The 20963-nt window shown below is 67.0% G+C and carries 15 protein-coding genes; 8 read left to right on the top strand and 7 right to left on the bottom strand.

All coding sequences use genetic code 11. The features are described 5' to 3' along the window. Positions 1–8: 8 nt before the first annotated feature. Together argJ and CCR82_RS10535 are read left to right on the top strand one after the other, a co-directional pair. Positions 9–1208 carry a bifunctional glutamate N-acetyltransferase/amino-acid acetyltransferase ArgJ gene (gene argJ, locus CCR82_RS10530; protein ID WP_201245754.1) on the top strand — a complete coding sequence of 400 codons (1200 nt, stop codon included), beginning with the start codon at positions 9–11 and terminating at the stop codon, positions 1206–1208. 1 nt (position 1209) lies between these two features. Continuing rightward, positions 1210–2175, top strand: a complete 966-nt coding sequence (locus tag CCR82_RS10535) for a Nudix family hydrolase (protein WP_338073149.1) — start codon at positions 1210–1212, stop codon at positions 2173–2175. Here the strand turns inward: CCR82_RS10535 and CCR82_RS10540 are convergent, their stop codons facing one another. Further along, a complete protein-coding gene (locus tag CCR82_RS10540) occupies positions 2176–2598 on the bottom strand; it encodes a hypothetical protein (RefSeq protein ID WP_201245755.1) in 423 nt (140 codons plus the stop codon). Between the two features lie 54 nt (positions 2599–2652). Then, positions 2653–2841, bottom strand: coding sequence for a hypothetical protein (locus CCR82_RS10545; protein ID WP_201245756.1), 189 nt, complete (start codon positions 2839–2841; stop codon positions 2653–2655). 374 nt (positions 2842–3215) lie between these two features. Between CCR82_RS10545 and CCR82_RS10550 the strand changes: the two genes are divergently transcribed. The 3 genes from CCR82_RS10550 to CCR82_RS19370 are packed head-to-tail and all read left to right on the top strand — an operon-like array spanning position 3216 to position 6159. Beyond that, positions 3216–3470 carry a FeoA family protein gene (locus tag CCR82_RS10550; protein ID WP_242513401.1) on the top strand — a complete coding sequence of 85 codons (255 nt, stop codon included), beginning with the start codon at positions 3216–3218 and terminating at the stop codon, positions 3468–3470. Further along, positions 3467–5821, top strand: a complete 2355-nt coding sequence (gene feoB / locus CCR82_RS10555; protein WP_201245758.1) for a Fe(2+) transporter permease subunit FeoB — start codon at positions 3467–3469, stop codon at positions 5819–5821. Before CCR82_RS10550 ends, feoB begins: the two co-directional genes overlap by 4 nt. Then, the gene (locus tag CCR82_RS19370) at positions 5821–6159 is read left to right on the top strand and encodes a FeoC-like transcriptional regulator (RefSeq protein ID WP_201245759.1); all 339 of its coding nucleotides are present in this window, start codon (positions 5821–5823) and stop codon (positions 6157–6159) included. The genes feoB and CCR82_RS19370 overlap by 1 nt, the downstream gene beginning before the upstream one ends. On the opposite strand, the gene CCR82_RS10565 is transcribed toward CCR82_RS19370, so the two are convergent. The 4 genes from CCR82_RS10565 to CCR82_RS10580 form a co-directional block, all read right to left on the bottom strand. Then, entirely contained in the window at positions 6054–8561 is a 2508-nt protein-coding gene (locus CCR82_RS10565; RefSeq protein WP_201245760.1) for a penicillin acylase family protein, read from the bottom strand. The two genes, CCR82_RS19370 and CCR82_RS10565, sit on opposite strands and share 106 nt — an antisense overlap. Positions 8562–8663: 102 nt before the next feature. Continuing rightward, positions 8664–9980, bottom strand: coding sequence for a cytochrome c (locus CCR82_RS10570; RefSeq protein ID WP_201245761.1), 1317 nt, complete (start codon positions 9978–9980; stop codon positions 8664–8666). A gap of 144 nt (positions 9981–10124) precedes the next feature. Then, positions 10125–11273, bottom strand: a complete 1149-nt coding sequence (locus tag CCR82_RS10575; RefSeq protein ID WP_201245762.1) for a BPSS1780 family membrane protein — start codon at positions 11271–11273, stop codon at positions 10125–10127. 11 nt (positions 11274–11284) lie between these two features. Continuing rightward, complete coding sequence (locus CCR82_RS10580; RefSeq protein WP_242513402.1) at positions 11285–13216, bottom strand: SEC-C domain-containing protein; 1932 nt, start codon at positions 13214–13216, stop codon at positions 11285–11287. 117 nt (positions 13217–13333) lie between these two features. Between CCR82_RS10580 and CCR82_RS10585 the strand changes: the two genes are divergently transcribed. The 3 genes from CCR82_RS10585 (at position 13334) to CCR82_RS10595 (ending at position 20711) form a co-directional block, all read left to right on the top strand. Beyond that, positions 13334–18442, top strand: coding sequence for an AAA family ATPase (locus CCR82_RS10585; protein WP_201245763.1), 5109 nt, complete (start codon positions 13334–13336; stop codon positions 18440–18442). 196 nt (positions 18443–18638) lie between these two features. Continuing rightward, complete coding sequence (locus tag CCR82_RS10590; RefSeq protein ID WP_201245764.1) at positions 18639–19946, top strand: glycosyltransferase 87 family protein; 1308 nt, start codon at positions 18639–18641, stop codon at positions 19944–19946. A 144-nt stretch (positions 19947–20090) separates the two neighbouring features. Continuing rightward, positions 20091–20711, top strand: coding sequence for an SAM-dependent methyltransferase (locus tag CCR82_RS10595; RefSeq protein ID WP_201245765.1), 621 nt, complete (start codon positions 20091–20093; stop codon positions 20709–20711). On the opposite strand, the gene CCR82_RS19375 is transcribed toward CCR82_RS10595, so the two are convergent. Beyond that, positions 20694–20942: a type II toxin-antitoxin system TacA family antitoxin gene (locus CCR82_RS19375; RefSeq protein ID WP_420827323.1), complete on the bottom strand. Its 249-nt coding sequence runs from the start codon at positions 20940–20942 to the stop codon at positions 20694–20696. The genes CCR82_RS10595 and CCR82_RS19375 overlap by 18 nt on opposite strands. Positions 20943–20963: the final 21 nt, after the last annotated feature.

Genomic DNA, 20963 nt, shown 5'->3' on the forward strand with positions numbered 1-20963 from the left:
CGTCGCCGATGCCTGAGCATGCCTCGATTCGCGGCATCCGGGTCGCCGCCGTGCCGGCCGCGATCCGCTATCGCGACCGCGACGACCTGGTCTTGATCGAACTGCCGGAGGGGACCGCCTGCGCGGCGACCTTCACCCGTAATGCCTTCTGTGCGGCACCGGTCACCGTCGCGCGTGAGCATCTGGCGACAGCCGCTCCACGCTGGCTGTTGATCAATGCCGGCAACGCCAATGCTGGCACGGGTCGCCGGGGGCTTGAAGACGCCGCGGCCTGCTGTCAGGCATTGGCGGCGCTGAGCGCAGTGGAGCCGGCCCAGGTGTTGCCCTTCTCGACTGGCGTGATCGGTGAGGATCTGCCGGTCGATCGGCTCACGGCGGCACTGCCGACGGCGCTCTCGGCCCTCGCTGAGGACGGCTGGGACGCCGCCGCGCGCGCGATCATGACCACCGATACTCAGCCCAAGCGCGCGACGCGACAATGGCGGCTCGGCGACCGGCAGGCGACCCTGACCGGCATCGCCAAGGGCGCCGGCATGATTCGCCCCGATATGGCGACCATGCTCGCCTTCATCGCCACCGATGTGGCGATCGCGCCGGGGCTGCTGCAACAGTGCTTGAACCAGGCCGTGGATGGCTCGTTCAATGCGATCAGCATCGACGGTGACACCTCGACCAACGATGCCTGCGTGCTGGCCGCCGCCGGCAGTCTCGGCAATCCGCCCCTCGATGATCCCAACGCGCCTGAATGCATCGCCTTTCAGCAGGCACTCGAGGCGCTCTGCGAGGAACTGGCGCGCACCATCGTCGCCGACGGCGAAGGCGCGACCAAGCTGGTCAGCATCGAGGTCAGCGAGGCGCGCGCTCCAGCCGAGGCTCGCCAGGTCGCCGAGACCATCGCGCATTCGCCCCTGGTGAAGACCGCGCTCTTTGCCTCGGACCCGAACTGGGGGCGCATCCTGGCTGCGGTGGGGCGCGCGGGTCTCGAGTCACTGGATATCGACAGGGTGCGCATCTGGCTCGACGAGGTGTTGATCGTCTCCGGCGGGGGCCGCGATCCGAGCTATGAGGAGACCGCTGGACGCGCCGTGATGGCCCAGGCGGCGTTCAGCATTCGGGTCGCGCTGGGTCGGGGCAGCGCCAGCGCGCGATTGCTGACCTGTGATCTCTCCTATGACTACGTCCGCATCAATGCCGAGTACCGGACCTAGCGTGGGGCTAGTCCATGTCGCCGCTGGGGTTCTCAGCGACAGCGAGGGGCGGGTACTGATCGCCCAACGCCCAAAGGGCGCTCACCAAGGTGGCCTCTGGGAGTTTCCCGGTGGCAAGCTGGAGCCCGGCGAGCCCGTCGAGCAGGGGCTTGCCCGCGAACTCGACGAGGAACTTGGCATTCAGGTGACCGCCTCACGGCCGCTGATCCGCCTGCGGCATGATTATGGCGATCGCCGCGTCCTGCTCGACATCCATCGCGTGCTCGACTACCAGGGCACGCCCAGCGGGCGCGAGGGTCAGGCGTTGGATTGGCAGCGCCCAGAGCACATGGACCCCGCGCGCTTCCCGGCCGCAGATCGCCCCGTCATCAGCGCGTTACGTCTGCCGAACCGCTATCTGATCACAGGTGCCGGTGCCAATGTCGGTGCCCATGCCGGACCCAGCGACCCGGACGCCTTCGTCGCCCGGCTCGGGCAGATTTTAGCGCGTGCCGATCTGCGCATCGTCCAACTGCGCGCGCCTGGACTCGATGCCGAGGCCTACGCCCAACTCGCCCAGCGGTGCGCCAACGTCTGCCGCGATACCCAGGCCCGGTTGCTGCTGAACTGCGATCCCAGGCTCGCTGCCGAACTGCCCGGCTCCGGCCTGCATCTGACCGAGGCCCGGCTTTTGGCACTGACCGAGCGGCCCAGGATCGACAAGCCGCTGATCGGTGCTTCTTGTCACAGTGCAAGCGCGCTGGCCAAGGCGGCCGAACTCGGGCTCGACTACGCACTGCTCTCGCCGGTACGACACACGCGCAGCCACGCGGACGCGATCCCGCTGGGTTGGTCGCGCTTCGCCGAGCTGGTCGAGGATGCCTGCCTGCCGGTCTATGCCTTGGGCGGTGTCGACGAGGCCGATCTCGACACCGCGATTCGCCATGGCGCCCAGGGCGTCGCTGGCATCAGCGGCTTTTGGGGTTGATCAGCGCGGAAGCATCCCCCACAGCAGCAGGAGGATCACTGCGAACGCGCCAACCGCATGCAGCAATCGGTCGTGCCACCGATGCTGGCGATGCAGCGCCTCGATGCGGCGATCGAGACGGGCACGCTCGGCCAGCGCGGGATCGATGAAGGTGCGGCGGTGATCAAGCTCGATGGCGTCGGCCGCGATCACCGCCTCCTCGAGCGTGACCGCGTAGCGCCGCGGCTCCAGGGTGATGAGTTGGTGACGCAGGCGCTCATGCAGATGCATCGAGGCGGCCTCGATATCGTCGAAGCACGCAACGAACCCCAGCCCGGGACGATCGGGCCGGGGTTCGTGATCCTGTGTGCTGACCAACACCACATCGGGTTGATCTGGCGGTTGATCAGGCTCAGTCTCGAGCAGTAGGTAGCCTTTTTGCATCAGTGTTGCCGTGGCGCACTCAGGCACCCGTCCAGCACGGGCCCGCGCCTGGTCTCAAACGGCCTCGGCGGTCAGCTCCCAGTTGCACTGATCGATCAGCTCCAAGGTCTCGCGTTTCAGGGGCGCGCGCTCATCGGGCTTGAACTCGCGGCCGTTCGACCAGGCTTGTTCGGCGATTTCAGCCTCGAACTGCAGGCCTTGGCGACGCAGATGCCATAAGGTGTGGGTTTGTTTCGGAGTCATCGTTCATTCCTCGGTATGGGCTGAAGCATAGTGTAGCCAGGACAGTCCTCAATGGGTCACATGTCCCTGTTGCCCGAAGTAGACACGAATCGAGCGCGTGCATCAATCACCAAGACGCATCCCATGAGCCTGCTCGATGTGGTGGCGAGCCTTGCGCTTGCCCAGAAAACCACAGCGTTATCAGGGATTCTGCCGAACACCGTCGGCATCGTCACAGGCCTGCGCGCGTCGGGTGCCGGCGCGAAATGCTGCGCCGCGTCAATTGATCAATCCCTGGCGGCTTTTCTCGCAAGCGCATCGGCCTTATGTTGGACATCGAGAACGCGTCACGTTTCACCCTCCTGTCGATCAGCCGTCCCTGAGCAGTCATTGAGATGGACCAACGGGTATCAACCTCTCTAACCTTGGCACAATTACCGGTGGGCGCCTGCGCTGTGGTCACCCGGATCGTCGGTGGCCATGAGCTGCACCGCAAGCTGCGCGGACTCGGCATCCGCCTCGGCACCGAGCTGCGGGTCGAGCATCGACGCGGCTCGGGACTCGTGGTGTCGGCCGGCAATACGCGCATCGCGCTGGGCGGCGGCATCGTTGAGAAGCTGACCGTCAGCAGGCTCGACCAGCCCTCATGAATCACACGCCTGACCAGCCAAACCGCTCGACGCCGTCCAAAGCGCCCTTGATCCTGGCGCTGGCCGGCAATCCCAACTGCGGCAAATCGGCGCTGTTCAACGCGCTCACCGGGATTCGCCAAACCACGGGCAACTGGCCGGGGGTCACGGTCGAGCGGCGCGAAGGCCGCAGCGAACTCGATGGCCGCCCGGTGCGCGTGATCGATCTGCCCGGCATCTACGCCCTGGACGCGGACTCACTCGACGAACAGGTCACCCGTGACTATCTGTTGAGCCGCGAAGCGGATCTGGTCATCAATGTCGCCGATGCCTCCAACCTCGAGCGCAACCTCTATCTGACCATCCAGCTCCTGGAACTCGATGTCCCGGTCGTGCTGGCGCTCAATATGATGGACGTCGCGCGCAAGCGCGGCATCGCGTTCGACACCGACACCCTTGCCGAGAAACTCGGCTGCCCGGTGGTGCCGGTGGTCGCGGTCTCCAAGGAGGGCATCACCGAACTCAGCGCGCGCGCACTGGCCGTCGCCGATGGCCGCGAGCCCGGCGGTCATGCGCTCGGCCATGATGAGAGCGTCGAACAGGCCATCGCCGAGCTGGCGCCCAGACTCAGCGGCGAGTCCGAGCGCAATCAGCGCTGGCGCGCGTTGAAGCTGATCGAGACCGGTCCCGAGGCCCAGACCAAGGAGGCAGCGGGGCTCGAGGAACGGATACAGCGTTGGCGCCGGGCGATTGCCGCGCGCTCCGGCGAGGACGCCGACATCCAGATCGCCGACACCCGCTTCGCGCATGCCCACGCGCTGGCCAAGACCGTGCAGCGCCAGCGCGGTGGCACCGGTAGTCATCTGTCCGATGCCATCGATCGCGTCGTCCTCAGTCGTCTCTGGGGCATCCCGCTGTTCCTGGCGATGATGTACCTGATGTTCGTGTTCACCATCAACATCGGCGGCGCCTTCATCGACCTGTTCGATGGCGTGGCCAGCGCCTTGTTCGTCGATGGCCTGGGCGCGCTGCTGAGCCAGCTCGGCGCCCCGGATTGGCTGCGGCTGATCCTGGCCGATGGTGTTGGCGCCGGCCTGACCGTGGTCGCCACCTTCATCCCGATCATCGCCAGCCTCTACATCTTCCTCTCCGCGCTCGAGGATTCCGGCTACATGGCGCGCGCGGCCTTCGTCATGGATCGCTTCATGCGCTCGATCGGGCTGCCCGGCAAGGCCTTCGTGCCGTTGATCGTCGGCTTCGGCTGCAACGTCCCGGCGGTGATGGCGACGCGCACGCTCGAGAACGAGCGCGAGCGCAAGCTCGCCATCCTGATGAACCCCTTCATGTCCTGCGGCGCCCGCTTACCCGTCTATGTGCTCTTCGCCGCTGCCTTCTTTCCGCATTCCGGCCAGAACGTCGTCTTTGCCCTCTATCTGACCGGCATCGCGATCGCGCTGCTCACCGGCCTGGTCATGAAACGAACCCTGCTCGCCGGCACCAGCACGGGCTTCATGATGGAGCTGCCGCCCTACCACATGCCGCGGCTGCGCGGGGTCTTGCTGCGGACCTGGGACCGGGTCAAGCTGTTCCTGCGCGAGGCGGGCAAGATCATCATCATCATGGTCGTGATCCTCAACCTGCTCAGCTCAATCGGCACCGACGGGCGCCTGGATCAGACCGACAGCGATGAGTCGATCCTGGCCGCGACGAGCCGCCTGGCCACACCCTTGTTCGCGCCCATGGGAATCGGCCAAGACAACTGGCCCGCCGTGCTCGGCATCTTCTCCGGCGTGTTGGCCAAGGAGGTCATCGTCGGCACCCTGGATAGCCTGTACAGCCGTCTCGCGCTCGAAGCCGCGCCCGCAGAGGAGGATCAGCGCTTCCGTCTGGGACCGGCGCTCGGCGCCGCGCTCGCCACGGTCCCGGCCAATCTGAGCGAGGTCGGCCGCAGCATCGCCGATCCGCTGGGGGTCGGGATTGGAGCCGAGGTCGATCCCGAGGCGATCGCCGCCGAACAGGCCCTCACGCCCGGCACCTTCGGCGCCATGGAAGCGCGCTTCGACGGGCGTGCTGGGGCCTTTGCCTATCTGCTGTTCGTGCTGCTCTACTTCCCCTGTGTGGCCACCCTGGGCGCCATCGTGCGCGAGGCCGGCGCCCCGTGGGCCAGCTTCGTGGCGGCCTGGACGACAGGAATCGCCTATATCAGCGCGACCCTGTTCTACCAAACGCTCACCTTCGAGCGCCATCCGCTCGCCTCCGGGATCTGGATCGGCGCCTTGCTCGTGCTCCTGATCCTAGTCTTCACCGGCCTTCGCCTCTGGGGCCAGCGCGGTCGCACGAGGCCACTGGCCACCGCGCGCGAACACGCCTGATGCTGATCCAAGCCCGCGATCTGGTGCGCCAGCAGGGCCTGGCCTCACTGCAAGAGGTGGCCTTGCAGCTCGGCGTCTCGAGCGAGGTCGCGCGCGCGCTGCTCGCAAAATGGGTCGCGAAGGGACGCATCGAGCGTCTCCCGACAGCCACCGCTTGCAGCGGCTGCACCCTCTGTGACAGCGCGCCGCGCGAGCTGTATCGCTGGTCCGGGAACCGTGCTGACAGCGCCGCTCACTCGCGGTCCGGGCGCAGCTCCAAGGTGCCGAGCACCTGTCCCGCGGCGGGGCCCTCCCAGGGCCAGGGATGCGATTGGCCCGATAACCAGTCATCGAGTTGATCGGCGCGGAAACGCGACAGGCGATGCCCAGATTGCCCAAGCGTCAGGGTGCCGCGCGTTGCGCCCCAGTTGCTCGGCGCGAACACCACTCGCATCGAGGCGACATTACCGATCTCGCGCGGATGCGTCAGCGGTGCCAGGGCCACGTCGATGGTGCCATGATCGCCGCCACGGCCGATGGGACCGAGATTGAAGAGCGTCCCGAGCAGTGGCTCCCCGTCGAAGGCATGGGGGAAGGTCAGCCGACGAAGCTGGGCCAAGGTCGGTGCCGCCTCCCCCAACGCCTCCTCCAGCGGCACGGCCTCTTGCAAGGCGCGCGCCGTCGCATGCAGCGCCCGCGCCCAGATCGCCGCTGGGCCCTCCTGCTGCTCGGATGTCTCGCGATCGTCCCAAAAACTTGAATGATCGCTGCGCATCGCCTCGGCCAGCGGTCCGTAGGTGCGGGTCTCTAACCCCATCAGCAGTTCCAGATCCGGTCCCAGTTCGTCGCCATAGAGCGCCCGATAGAGGGCTGGGCGCAACAGCACGAAGAACGCGGCCGGCCGGCTGTCCTCCGAAAAATCCCCCGACCACTCCAGCAACCGCGTCTCGGCGAGCTTGGCTGCCGCTGGATCAAGGCGCTTGATCTCGGGGAGATGCCGCCGCAAGGAGGCCAAATAGAGCGTCGCCTCCAGGCTGACGCGATCGGACTGCATGCGTTCCATCCGACCGAGATCGAACGTTCCTGGCCGGTCCAGCAGCGCCTTGATCCGTTGCGCCCGGAACGGTGCCAGCCAGGAATGGCCGATCACCAGCCTGTCCTCGCCGCCCGCAGTCGTGTGGTCTTCGTCGCCGGCGGTCATCGCATCATTGGCGCTGACCAAGCGTTCGCTGGCCGGATCGGAAACGCCAGGGTTGCGCGCGAATGGCAGGTAACCGTTCCAGCCATAGCCAGACACCCAGCCTGGGGCTGGAAAGGCCCCGCTGCCGCGTCCACGGCGTGGCATGAGCCCCGACACCTGCCAGGCAATCCGGCCATTGCGATGCGCGAAGAGCAGGCTCAGTGCGACCTGGCGAAAATCCTCGGCGGCCGCGCGCGCCTCCTCGATGCTGGTCGCGGTATTGAGCCGCCACAGGCCGACGAAGGCGCGATCCGGGCGATCGAAGGTCGTGCGCAGGGCGATGCGCTCGCGCGGGCGGCGCACCGCTGCGAGACCGGCGGGATTTGCATCCGGTGTCTGCAGCAAGGCATCGATCAGCACCCCATGACGGGTCGAGCGAATCGGCAGCGCGATCGTCTCTTGCAGCCCTTCGGAGGCGCTAGCCACCCTGATCCGCTCAACCCGGACCTCGATCGGTTCCCAGCGGTCATCGGGTCGCAACACCTGCGTGCCATCCTCACTGAGGCGCTCCAGAAAGACATCCTGCGTATCGGCCACAGCGGCGGTGAGCCCCCAGGCCAGGTGCTCATTGTGCCCGAGCAGAATCCAAGGCACGCCTGGGAGGCTGACGCCAGCGGCGTGATAACCCGGCGCCTGCATCTCGAGTTCATACCAGGAACTCGGGAGCGACACGAACAGATGCGGATCATTCGCGAGCAGCGCGGCGCCATCGCGGGTGCGCTGGCCGGTGATGGCCCAGGCATTGCTCAGGGCCTGGGCGGCACGGTCCACCCTCGCCGACGCTGGCGCCGATATCGAGGCAAGCGGTATCGAGGCAGAACGCCTCCCGGACGCGAGCCGATAATCCGGCAGCTCGAACGCATCGGCGGGTGCCGGCTTGCCGAGATCGGTCGGAAACAGCTCCAACGCGCGAGCATTGCCCAAGCGCTGCGCGAGCCGCAAAAAGACCAATTCCTCGGCGAGATTCCCCGAGTTGAGCCACGCCATGTAGGCACCGACAAGCAGGCTATCGTGTGGCTGCCAGGGGCTGGGTTCGAGCCCGAGCACCTGGTATTCGAGCGGCAGACGATGCTCCGCGAGTGCCTGGTCCAGATAGGCATTGACGCCATCGGCGTAGCGCTGCAGCAGGCGTTGCCAGCGTGGCTCGAGCGCGTCGAAAGACAGATGTGCGGCATGGGACAGTCCGATCGTGCGGTAGAAGCGGTCGGCGACTAGCGCGTCCTCGCCAAAGAGTTCGGCCAGACGTCCACCCGCAAGCCGGCGAAGCAGATCCATCTGCCAGTGCCGCTCGCGAGCGACCACGAAGCCCTGGGCGAAGAGCAGATCACCGAGGCTCTCGGCCTCAATGCTCGGCACCGCATGAGGACCGTAGCGCACCGTCACCGGCTGTTTGAGCGCGGCGAGCTTCAGCTGACCGGCGTAGCTCGGATTGGGGCGATGCAGCCACCAATACAGCAGCCCCGCGATGATGAGGAACGTCACGGCGAAGCCGAGTAAGAGCCAACGCCATCGCGAGCGCATGCGAGTAAGCAAAGATCAGCCTCGGATGGAAGTGCGCGCCAGACCCAACGGAACCGGCGCCGGCCAAACAGCCTAGCGTTGACCAGCGCCGATCGGGTCCGACTAATTGCGCAGTGCCTTGACCTCCTTTGCACTCACCGGAGGCGCATCATTGCCCCAGTTGGCGCGGATATAGCTCGCGACGGTGGCCAGTTGCTGGTCGCTCAGCACCGAGCCGAACGAGGGCATCACCACATGCGCTGAGAACGCCTCCGAGGGATCGGCCGGGGCACCGAGCAAGAGGGTCTTGAGCACATCATTCGGCTGCTTCTGGTCGACCACTGGATTGCCACGCAAGGCCGGGAAATAAGGTTTCAAGCCCTGACCATGATCCTGATGGCAAGCGCTGCAGTTCTTCACGTAGAGCGCACGTCCCTTCTTGTACTGTTCCTCGGTCAGCATCTCCGGCACCCGAGGCTGATGGTCCGGCTCGGTCTTCGCCGGCAGATCCTTCAGGTAGACGGCCATCGCGCGCAGGTCGGAGGCCGCTAGCTTCGATAAACTCTCATGCACCACCTCGGCCATCGGCCCCAAGGCGGCGGTTGCGGGGGCGTCACTCGGGTCCGCCTCGGTCATCGCATCGGCCGAATCAGCCGAATCAGTCGCATCAGCCGGCGCCAACCCAGTCCGTAGGAAGGTGGCCAGCTCGTCGACACTCCAGCGGCCAAGGCCTTGATGGAGATTCGAGGTCAGATTGGGCGCATACCAGCCATCGACGATCGCCCCGGTCATCGCCTCTGCAGGCTCGGTGGCTCCAGCCAGATTGCGCGGGGTATGGCAGGCGCCACAGTGGCCGAGGCCCTCGACCAGATAGGCACCACGATTCCATTCATCGCTGCGCTCGGGATCAGGCTCGAAACGACCTTTGTCGAAATAGAGCGTCTGCCAGCCGAACATCACATCACGCACCGAGAACGGCCACCGCAGCGTGTTCTCGGGGGGTTGATAATTCGAGGGCTCGAGCGACATCAGGTAGTCCTTGATCGCGAGCAGATCATCATCCTTGACCTTGGTGAAGGACGGATAGGGCAGCGCCGGATAATAGGGCAGCCCGCTCGGCGCGATGCCATCCTGCAAGGCATGCAGGAAATCCTCATCGCTGAACGCGCCGATGCCCTTGTCCTTCGAGGGCGTGATATTCGGTGTATAGAGCGTGCCGAACGGGGTCTCGATCGGCACACCACCCTCGAACGGCTTGCCATCGGGGCGCGTATGGCAGGCGGCGCAATCACCCGCGATCGCCATGTAGCGACCGTACAGCAACCGGCCTTCGGATAGATCACCGGCGGCAGGCGCCGCTTCGGCGGGTTCATCACCAGCGATCGCGAGCGCGCTAGCGCACAACAGGCCAACCGTCAAACTCAAAACGTGAAAACGCATAACCGATGTCTCCATCTGCAGCAGGATGAATGAGGGAATGAGGGAGTCGAGCGGCCGACACCTGCAGAAACTGTCCATCAACTTATTCCAGATTTGAACACCCGTGTAAGGCGATCATTGGGAAGTAAAAAAGTGGACAGCGACTCAGAAGGCAACGGTTCCATGTCCGGTCGCCTCCTGATCGAACACATCCAGGTAGGCGGTGAAGATCGACAGGCTCACCAAGGCCGCGAACAGGAGCATCAGCGGGATCAGCAGCAGCATCAGCACCCCCGTCAGCATCTCCGAGACGATACCCAAGAGCGCTGTCAGCAGACCGAAGGTCAGGCTGGCCCCCACCAGGAGCGACAACAACGCCAAGCCGTAGACGGCAAAGGGGACGATATTCTTCCAACAGGCGCGAAAACTCATGCGCATGGCCGCCACCGCCGTCATGCCATCGAGCACCACCAGCGCCGGCGCGAACCAGTACAGCATCAGCAGCGGCACCAGACAGAGCAGTAGCAGCACCAGGAAGAGACCGAGCCCAGGCCCGACGACAGCGGCGGCCAGTGCCGAATCATTCGAACTCAAGGCCTCCATCGACCCGGCCGTCAAGACGCCGGTCGCCACCGAAATGAGTCCCGCCACCAGCGAGACGACCATCAGGCCAGCCACGTAGAGCAAGCCGACCGTCGCCAGTTGCCGGCCGCGATGGGAAAAGCCCACCAAGACCGTCGTCACCTGCAGGGTGCCGGTGCGCTGCTGCTCCCGTGCGCCGAGCATCAGACCACCGGCAAAGACGGGGCCCAGGATCATCGAGACCAGGGAACCGATGACCGGTACCAGGCTGAGCACCACGGTCACCAGGTAGACCAAGGCCAAAGCCGTGAGCCAGGCCCAGGACTGCTGCTTGAATTGCGCCCAGGCCTGCTTGATCCAACCCCAACCATGGCGGGCCGGACGCGCTGCCGGATCGAGCGACGGACGCATCCCTGTCGTGCTCACCCCTGAGGCTGGCCACGAGGGAGGCGGTGGCGCGGTCGCGGTCACGGCCGGCGGCGTCTGCTCGCTGGCCCCTGACATCGGCTCGATGCGCGCCACGAGGCCAATCTCCTTGAGCACCTCGAGATAATGCCGGGCGTTGGCCTCATCGACATCGGTCTTCAGCACCCGCGACTCCCCGGCATCGATCAGGGCGCGTGCCTTGTCCTCGCTCACCTTGAACACGGCGGCGAAATCGCGCACGGCCGCCTCGACCGGGGTCGAGGGGCTGAGCGTGCCGGTAAAGACGACCTGAAAGACCTGCGCCATCGCTCCACTCCTCAAGCGGTCAACCGCTTCTTCATCCAACTCAACAAGCCCGGTTCCGCTTCCCAGACATCGCGCATCGCCTCGCGATAGAGCCAGGCCTGATCCTCCCCGCCGGGAGTGAACCCGGCATCGTCCAGGGCCGGGCGCTTGATGCGTTTGCGCAGCAGGAAGCGCGGGATGCGCGGCAAGCGATCGACCGCGCTGCTCAGCGCGCGTGCCGCGCGCTCCTGCTGGCCGAGCCGATAGAGCGCGAGCACCTCGCCATAGGCCAGATCGGCGAGCAGATCGTTCGGGAAGCGGCGCGCCAGCTCCAAGGCCTGGCGATCCGAGCGGGCGCGCAGATAATGGTTCATCAACTCGGCGCGCGCGCCATGATTGTCCTGCGGATTGAGCGCCAGCAAACGCTCGACCACCGCTGCGGCGGCCTCCTCGCGCCCCGCCTCGGCCTCGTGCAGATAGGCGCGGAACAACAGCCTCAGCGCCGGCCGATTACGCTCGGCGCTCCAGGGCAGACTGGCGATGCCGGTGGCCGCCACCGAGGTATCGATGATCGCCAGCGCGCGCTGATAGAGCGGACCGAGCAGCGTATGCGCCACCCAGGGCAGGCTGCTCTCCGGATGCTCATAGAGCGCGGTCGCCAGATCATCGAGCACATCCAGGCTATTCGCCGCGCTCGGCTGCGCGCTGAGAAACCGCATCCAATCGTCACTGTCCCAGAGCGCGCCGTCATCGAGCGCCGAGAGCTGAGTCGAATAGGGTTTCGAGGCCGGGAAGACACGGTGCCATTCCCGCTCGATGGCGCGCAGATCGGTGCTCGGCAACAGCGCGCCAATCGCGCCCGAGAGCGGATAGGCGCACTCGCTCGGGAACGGCTCATCCGGGAACAGCGACAACTGCAGGCCGGCCCCCGACGCGAGCGGATCATCCAATGGCTCGATCTGATAGGGCGCCAGCGGCAAGGCGGATAACGACCTGATCCAGTGACAGAGTTCCAGCAGCAGCGGGTCCATGGCCGCCGCGTGGCTGGACACCAGCGCCTCCTGCGGATCGACCATCGCCTGCTCCAGGAACTCGAGCAGGCCGGCATCGACGGTGCCCGTGCGCCGCAGCCGATGGCGCCAGAACTGCGCCCGAGAGCGGGCACGCACATCATCATGGCGGGCCGCGAGTAGCGTGATCTCGAGCACCGCCGTGGAGGGATTATCCGGGCCGTGGCGCAGCGCCTGCTCGAAGGCCTCGTCGGCATAGTCGAGTTCACCCTCGTCCATGAACATCATGGTGAAGCGCTGCCAGGCGGCGGCCTTGAGTTCGCGGCTGCCTTCATCGGTGATGCGCAGCAGGAACGCCTGCTTCTTCTTCCAGTGATCGAGCGCATCGAGCGCATCGCAGAGGATATCGAGCGCGGGCTCGAAACGACCATCCAGATCCCCGATCTCGCCTCGGAACAGCGGCTCCAGCAAGGATGCGGCCCGCCCCGGCCGATCATGCTCGAGCCAGCGTTCGGCGACCTTCGCCAGCAGGGTATCGGGAACGGCCTGACGCCTGAGGGCCTCCTGCATCGCCTCCTCCGGCAGATCCTCGATCAGCAAGCCCCAGATCAGCTCCGGCGGCAGCTCGGGCAAGGGCCCAAGCGGCTCGCAACAGTCGCCATAGCTGAGCCCGGAGCCGCAGAAACAGGGCTCATCGCTTTGCGGTGTCGACAGCGTGAGCGGCCGCCAATCATTGTCGGCACGCGGGGTCGCATTCCAGATCGCCACCCCCAGCATGGTTGCGAGACGCTCGGCCTCGCCGTCGAGCAGCTCGGACTCGACGCCGAGTTCGGCTGGAATAGTCGCCTGCGACCAGGCGATGTAGCGGCCCAGATCACCATCCCCGGCGATCTGCCGCACGGCCTCGCGCAGTAGTCGCTCCATCCGCTGCGGGTCCGTCGTCTCGCTTTGCATCAGGACGCCCTCCGGCTGGTTTCTGCTGAGATAGTGCCAACACGATTCCCTCGTGGCATTGTACCCGGATGGGCGCGGGCCGTCTCGGCGCCTACTTCGCCTTCTGCTAATGAGCCCATGAGCGATACCGTCGTCAAAATCTTCGTCTCCTCACCCGCCGATGTCGACCACGAGCGCGCCGTGGTCAAGGACATCGTCGAGCAATTGGCAACCGAATATCTGCCCTACTTCGAGCTGCGCGCGGTGCTCTGGGAAGAGGAGGCGCTAACGGCGGATCGGACCTTCCAGGCCGGCCTCACGCAACCGCAGGATTGCGACATCGTCCTGGTCATCCTCTGGACCCGGCTCGGCTCACCGCTGCCGCAGGAACCCTATCGCGGCATGACCGGCACCGAGTGGGAGTTCGTCAACGCGGTCGAGGCCTCGGCGCGGGCCGGCAGCCCCGAGGTGCTGGTCTACAAGAAGTCCATGCCGAAGCTGGTCGACATCACCGATGCCGGGCTCGCGCGCGAGGCGATCGAGGACCGGCGCCGTCTCGAAGACTTCTTCCGCACCCACTTCTTCTTCGAGGACAACAGCTTTCGCCGCGCCTTTCGCACCTTCGACAACGCCAGCGCCTTTCGCGAGTTGGTCGCGACCCAACTGCGCAAGCTCCTGAACCGGCGCATCAGCGCCGAGCGGCGCGCCGCCACCGGCGAGCTGCACTGGCAAGGCAGCCCGTTTCGGCCCGATCGGCCCTTCGACACCAGCGACGAGCGCATCTTCACCGGCCGCGAGCAGGAAGTCCGCGAACTCCTGCGGGCACTCGAGCGATTCGCGATGAAACGCACGAGACGAACCAGCCGGGCCAACCCGGTCAGCAAGACCCGCACGGCCAACCTGCTGTTGTTGACCGGCCCGAGCGGCTGCGGCAAGACCTCGCTGCTGCGCGCGGGCGTGTTGCCACGCCTGACACGCCCGTTCCAGTTCGACGGGATTGCCGCCGTCTGGGTGTGCCTGGTCGCGCCAACCGAGGACTCGGTCGATCCCCTGGCAATCCTCGCCGAAGCCCTGTGCGCACAGGCCAGCCTCGGTCCGCTGCTGGCCGGCTTCGGCTTGCGCGCGCCCGCGCTACGCCGCCTGCTGCACAAAGATCCCGAGCTGGCGGCGCAACAGATCGCCAGCGCCATGGCCCAGCGCACCCCCGGCACCGCCAGCCGCGATGGTCATCGCCTGCTGCTCCTGCTCGACCCGTTCGACAGCCTGCTCGAGCAGGCCAGCGACAAGCAGTTGCTCCACCTTGCCGAGGCCCTGCAGGCGCTCGCGTTCACACCGGCGATCTGGATCATCGCGCTGCTGCGCAGCGACGCGGTGCCGGCGCTGGAACGTCTACCGGCCCTGCGTGCGTCGATTCGCGCCCAGGGCTGGACCGAGATCGAGCCGCCCTCAGCGGCGCGCATCCGCCAGGTGGTCGAGATCCCGGCGCGCGTCGCCGGCATCGATTTGGATACCCACAGGCTCGGCGAACGCGAGCTAGTCGAACAGCTCGAGGCCGATGCCAGCCGCCTGCGCCTGTGGCCGTCATTGCTCCAGCCGGTGCTCGAGGCCGCTTATCAACGCGCCCAGCAACGCCAGGCCAGCGACGGCGGCGAACTCTGGCTCTCGGGGGCCGATTATCAGGCCGCTGGGGGCATCGGCCGCCAGGTGTTGACGCGAGCGGCCGAGGTCTGGAGAAGCGTCGATGCCGAAGCACATGCCGCGCTGCCACGCCTCTGCCGCGCACTGATCACCTTGGAGGGCGGTGCCCTCGCCCGCCCGACCATACGCCACGGCAACCTCGAGCTGCTGCGCCGCGATCCGGCTTGCAAACGCTTGCTGGAGCGCCTAATCGAGGCGCGCCTGATCATCAGCGAGGGCCTGCACGATCCGACCCTGAGCATCCATTGTGACGCGCCTGACCAGCGGATACGCGCTGAACCGACCACGATCTGGCACGACTGGCGACGACGCTGGAGGCGTCCGCGTCGGGGCGGACCTGATCCGGAGCCGCCCGCGGCGGAAGCTCAAACGGCCGCTGCATCGACCGCAACCGCAGTCGTCGCCGGCGACACCGCGCAAACCGTCGATGCCAGTACCGACGCCGATACCGACACCGAGCACCAGGATTGGCGCGAGTACCAAGCCGTGGTCAGCTTCAGCCACCCCTGGCTGCTGACCCACTGGGAGCCGGTGCACACCTGGCTCGCCGTGCCCGCCAACCGGCAGTGGCTGGCGCGGCGTTTCCAACTCGATCGCCAAGCCCAGCTCTGGAAGCGCACCAATTGCAACAGCGAATACCTGCTGCGCGACGCCGGCTCGGTCGAGGCCCTGGCCTTGCAAGAGACCTATGCCGAGGAACTCGAGCCCTTGGAGCGCGAGTTCATCGACCACTCCAAGGCCCATGTCGCGCTCCTGCGTCGACGCCGCTTCATGGTGCGTTTGGTCGGGCTGGTGCTCGCGGCCCTGGTGCTGATCTCGGCGCTCTCGGCCGGCCTGGCCTACCACGCCTATACCGACGCTCAGATCAACCTGAGCCGCAGCAAGCTCAACGAGGCCAATCTCTCGATCAACCGTGGCAACACGCCGCAGGCGGTCGATCTGGCGCTCGGCGCCGGCGCCGACCTGCCGCAGCGCGCGGTGCAAACCCTCGGCCTGGCCTTCAGCAGTAATCGACTGCTGGCGATGGCCGCCGCTGCGAATCCCGGGCCCGACGAACCACGCCTACCCAGCCTCAATGCTGCCGGCTCACAGCTCGCCACCTTCCTGCCAGGCCGTGGGGCGACGCTGCTCGCGCTCGAACAGGGCCGCTTCGAGCCGATCCAAACCCTGGCCGACCCAGCGCTGGGCGTACATACGCTGGTCTTCGGGCCGGACACCCTGGTCGTTGGCATCGGCGCCGAGGGGCTTTGGCGCCTCCCGGCCGGCGCTGGCGCCGAACCGGATTATCCCTGTGGGTCCTCACCCGGACTCAGCCTGGCCCTGGATGAGCGCCGCCAGCGCCTCGCTCTCAGCCGCCCGGGCGCGGATGGTCAGCAGGGCCTCTGCGTCGTCGATCTCGCGCAGCCGGGGCGCGTCATCCTCGACAAAGCGCTCGCCGATGGCCCCCTGCGCAGCCTCAGCTTCGCGCCCGATGGCCAGGCCTTGCTGACCGCTGCGGCCAGCGGTCGCACGCGCCTCATCGACCTGCAATCGGGCGCGGTGACCCTGTCGCTGCCGCGCGACAAGGCCACCGGCCGGCCGTTCAACCGCGCTGTGTTCGACGCCCGTAGCGAGCGCATCGCCATCGCCTCCGCCGACGAGCGCATCCGGCTCTACCAACGCGACGGCGAGCCGATCGCCGAACTTTCATCCGCGCGCATCGGAGGACGCATCTTCAGCATGCATCGCAGTGCGGTGCGCGATGTCGCCTTCGACCCCTCCGGCGCCTTCCTGGTCGCCGCCGACGACGAAGGGCAGATCGTGCGCTGGACCCTGAGCGACGAGGCGGGTGGCACCCTGAGCGACGAGGCGCGCGGAGCCGAGGACGCTCAACCGCCTCGCTTCGATCAGGCCGTGGTGCTGAGCAGCCATCGCCTGAGCGCCGGCCCGGTGCGCATCATCGAGCCCCCCGCGCGGGCGGAGTTCAACGAGAGCCTGGTGCTCAGCGCCTCGCTCGACGGCACCGCCAAGCTGACCGGCCTGCAGACCGGCAAGCCCATCGCCGTCCTCGGCCATGACGCGGCGATCACCAGCGCCGACTTCCATGCTGGCGGCGAGCGCGTGGCGACCTTCTCAGCGCGCGATGAGACGGTGCGCCTGTGGAGCGTCAAACCGGTCTCGCGGCTTGCTTACCGGCTGCGGCATCCGGACCATGTCTGGTCGGTCGACACCGCCCTCGCGCCGCCCGCCATCGCCCGTGGCAGCGAGGCGCTGTTGTTGGCCACGGCGGGCTTCGACGGTGGTGTCAGGGTCTGGCGTTACAGCCGCCAGGGCGCAAGCAGCCAACCCACACCCTGGGTCGCGTTTCTCGATGACGACGCGCAACGCCCGGTGCGCCAAGTCCGCTTCTCGCCGTCCGGGCGCCGCCTGGTCTCGGCGCACGACGACGGGACCGCGCGCATCGCCGATCTGATCGACAAGCGCCTCGACTGCCGGCTGCAAGTCACCGAGTCCGACCGAGGCGAGGTCTACAACGCCCTCTTCAGCCCCGACGCCCGTTGGATCCTGACCACCTCCAATGACCCCTCCGCGCCGGTGCGCGCCTTTTCCTCGGAGACCTGCGAGCCCTTGCACACGGGTGATTGGCCCGATGTCGGGCTCCAGCACGGCGGGCAGGCCATCAAGGCCGCCGCCGTGGCCAGCACGGCGACGGGCACCCTGGTGGCGACCGGTGATGAGGCCGGCATCCTGCGGCTGGCCGAACGCACCCACGCCGGTCGCTGGCAGCATCGCTGCAGCATCGAGGTCGGCGTCGGCGCCATCGGCGACATTGCCCTGAGCCTGGACGCGAGCCGGGTCGCCGTCGCCGGCGAAGCCAACCGCGCGGCCCTGATCAGGCTCGATGCGCCGACCGCGCTCCGGGCGCTCGATGCGTCCTTCACGGCCGACGCATTCCTCGCCGGCCAGGATGCCGTCACAGAGGACGCAGTCTCCAAGACCGACTGCGGCTCGATGCGCTTCCTCGAGGGCCACAGCGACCGTCTCTACAGCATCGCCTTCGCGCCGGATGGCAAGCAACTGGTCACCGCGTCCCTGGACAAGACCGCGCGCCTCTGGGACCAGCACGGCGAGCCCATCGCGATCCTGGTCGGGCATCAGGATCGCATCTATCGCGCCGAGTTCAGCCCCGACGGGCGGTGGCTCCTCACGGGCTCGCGCGATGGCAGCCTGCGTATCTGGAAGCGCCCGCAACACCCGCAACGAGCCAGCGACGACGTGGCCAGGCTGTCGACCTTCCTGCCGCTGGAAGCCGATGCCGGTGGTGTCGCCAATGCGGTGTTCAGCCCCGACGGTCACTATGTCGCCGGCGCCTATTGGGAGAACGCCGCCATCCTCTGGCGACTCTGGGCCGAGGATGCCGAGGCGACGGGGAGCGCGCGCACGGATTGGGGACCGGACCGCTCGGCGTTGGCGCTGGTGCGCGAGGCCTATCGTTTCCGACGCGATAACCAGGTCGCCGAGCCGACAGCCAGCGACCTGGAATCCAGCCGCCTGAAGCCCAGCGACTGATGCGCCCTCAGTCCCAGACCGCCACGCCCGCGTGTCACCGATGAACAGGCCGAGACAGCACGGAATCGGAGGCGGGCGCGGTGTCGCTCCCAGGCAACGGCTCGGACTCGCACGCTGGCTCCAGCGACCGCTTGCCGCGCTTGGCCGGGCGCTTGGCCAGACGCCTGACTGGGCACCTGACCGGGGACGCTCGCGCGTGAGCTGGGTGGGGCTGATCCTGGCCATCGCGCTGCTCGCGGTCATCACGAGCCAGATTCCGTTGCGCGAGACCGACATCGCCGTCTATTCGACCGCCGCCGAGCGCGTGTTCACCGAGGCCGAAGACCCCTACCCGCGTCGCCCCGGCGACGTGCTGCCCTTCACCTATCCGCCCACCGCGCTGGTGTTGCTGTACCCGATCGCCGGCTTGAGCCTCGAGCAACTGGCCGCCGCGATGCGGGCGTTGAACCTGCTGCTGGCGCTGGTGGTGATGATCGTCATCGTCGGTGAGTTGGCGCGCGACGACCCGAGCGACAGGCTGCGTGTCTGGGGGCCGCTCTATATCGCCGGCTTCGGCGGGCTCTATCTGAACCTGCAGTTCGGCCAGATCAATCTCTTGCTCCTGCTGCTGATCTGGGGCTACTGGCGCGCGCTGCGCCGCAGTCGCGAAGGCGCCGGCGCGGGCGCCCTGCTCGCGCTCGGCTGCATCGCCAAACCCCATTATGTGCTGCTCGCTCTCGGCGCCGGGCCGCTGCCGCAACGGCGGTTGATCGTCGGCGGCCTGCTCGCGGGCGGTCTGCTGATCGCGCTCAGCCTCTGGGTCGCGCCGACCGGCAGTTGGATCTCCTGGTGGCGGGAGATCGTCGCCACCGCCAGCCTCACCGAGCTGCCCCCCGGTCATAGCTCGATCGCCGCGCCCTGGAATCGCAGCCTGGCGGGTGCTATCGCGCGCTTCCTGGTGCCGAACAAGTTCAGCACCCTCATCGCCGATGATCCGGCCCTGGCCGCGCGTCTCACCGGTAGCGCGATACTGATCGTCATCGGTGCCACTGGCGCGCTGCTCTGGCGCTCGATGCGGCGCGATCTCGCATCGGACAGCGCGACAGCAACAGGGCTCCGAGATCGGAATCGCCTCGAGCAACAGGCAGCAGAGGCGACATCGACGCCGATACCGCCGCGCGGTGCGCTCGATCACGACCTGGAACTCTCGCTGATCAGCATCGCGGTCTTCCTGATCGCGCCCGCAAGCTGGACCCACCATCTGGTGCTCTTGCTACCAGCCGCCCTCGTGGTGCTGCGCGAGCGGGTCCTCGCGCCCAGTCGCGCGGTCAGCAGCCGCTTTGCCGCCGGCCTGGTCCTCGCCGTGCTCGCCCTCACCCTCGATGACCTGATCCCACGCGAGATCCGGGTCAGCTCGCTGCCGCTGATGTCGCTGATGACCGTCGCCGTCATCGCACTCTGGCTGCTGCTGGCAGAGCAGCTCTGGCAACGTAGTGGCCGGCGGGGAACGCGCATCCCGATTTGAGCACCCCAGCGCGCCGGTACCAGTCCGTTGGCGGACTATCGAGTCCGCGGTGATCGGAAGTATGCTGAACCACAGCGGCCACGGCCTTCAGCCGCGACCCAACCAATGACTGTCCACCGACACTGAGCATGAGGGCAACGCAGCATGTGGGACCAACGCTTCGACCGTGACGACTACTTCTACGGCACCGAGCCGAGTCACTTCCTGGTGGCGCAGCGCGATCGGCTGCGGCCGGGGCAGCGCGCGCTCGTGGTCGCCGAGGGCGAGGGACGCAATGCCGTCTACCTCGCTGAGCAGGGGCTCGCGGTCACGGCGTTGGACAGCTCCCGGGTGGCCTTGGCCAAGGCGCAACGGCTGGCTGCGGAGCGTGGCGTCGAGGTCGATTTTCGCGACGCCGACCTCGCGCATTGGCCGTGGGAGCCGGAGGCCTATGACCTGGTCGTGGCCATCTTCATCCAGTTCGCCGATCCCGCGCTGCGGGCCGCCATCTTCGCCGGCATGCAGCAGACCCTCACCCCCGGAGGCCTACTCTTGCTGCACGGCTTCACGCCGGCCCAGCTCGCCTATGGCACTGGCGGCCCGCCCTGTGCCGAGCTGCTGTACACGCCGGAGCTGCTGCGCGAGGCCTTTGCCGAGATGGAGATCCTGCGCCTCGATGAATACGAACGCGAGCTTCAAGAAGGCAGTGGTCATGCCGGACAGGCCGCGCTGATCGATCTGGTCGCTCGCCTGCCCGTCGCCGCCGAGCTAGACGTTCCCGGGTGAGGTCTGATCAGCCACTGATACTGCTCGGTATCGTCGGCCATCAGCTGACATGCAGCGTGGGCGCCAGCACAATGACGTCTCCTGGCGCTCAAGGGCTCTGGGGCGAGCAGATCTGGCCTCACGTTGGAAGTAGACTTGGTCCAGCGGCACGGACTGAGCGCGCTCACAAGCAGCCTCCAACATGAAATCCGATCGATTCTTGCCCAGCAGATTCGCTGCCTGATCGATCAAGTCACGCTGTTCAGGGAGGGC

This window comes from Halochromatium salexigens, assembly GCF_016653295.1.
GTDB lineage: Bacteria > Pseudomonadota > Gammaproteobacteria > Chromatiales > Chromatiaceae > Lamprobacter > Lamprobacter salexigens.

Excerpts from the sequence above, each read along its gene's own strand:
- CCR82_RS10540 (WP_201245755.1), bottom strand. The coding sequence starts at position 2,598 with ATGCAAAAAGGCTACCTACTGCTCGAGACTGAGCCTGATCAACCGCCA.
- CCR82_RS10565 (WP_201245760.1), bottom strand. The coding sequence starts at position 8,561 with ATGCGCTCGCGATGGCGTTGGCTCTTACTCGGCTTCGCCGTGACGTTC.
- CCR82_RS10550 (WP_242513401.1), top strand. The coding sequence starts at position 3,216 with ATGGACCAACGGGTATCAACCTCTCTAACCTTGGCACAATTACCGGTG.
- CCR82_RS19370 (WP_201245759.1), top strand. The coding sequence starts at position 5,821 with ATGCTGATCCAAGCCCGCGATCTGGTGCGCCAGCAGGGCCTGGCCTCA.
- CCR82_RS10570 (WP_201245761.1), bottom strand. The coding sequence starts at position 9,980 with ATGCGTTTTCACGTTTTGAGTTTGACGGTTGGCCTGTTGTGCGCTAGC.
- CCR82_RS10575 (WP_201245762.1), bottom strand. The coding sequence starts at position 11,273 with ATGGCGCAGGTCTTTCAGGTCGTCTTTACCGGCACGCTCAGCCCCTCG.
- argJ (WP_201245754.1), top strand. The coding sequence starts at position 9 with ATGCCTGAGCATGCCTCGATTCGCGGCATCCGGGTCGCCGCCGTGCCG.
- CCR82_RS10585 (WP_201245763.1), top strand. The coding sequence starts at position 13,334 with ATGAGCGATACCGTCGTCAAAATCTTCGTCTCCTCACCCGCCGATGTC.
- CCR82_RS10545 (WP_201245756.1), bottom strand. The coding sequence starts at position 2,841 with ATGACTCCGAAACAAACCCACACCTTATGGCATCTGCGTCGCCAAGGC.
- CCR82_RS10580 (WP_242513402.1), bottom strand. The coding sequence starts at position 13,216 with ATGCAAAGCGAGACGACGGACCCGCAGCGGATGGAGCGACTACTGCGC.
- CCR82_RS10595 (WP_201245765.1), top strand. The coding sequence starts at position 20,091 with ATGTGGGACCAACGCTTCGACCGTGACGACTACTTCTACGGCACCGAG.
- feoB (WP_201245758.1), top strand. The coding sequence starts at position 3,467 with ATGAATCACACGCCTGACCAGCCAAACCGCTCGACGCCGTCCAAAGCG.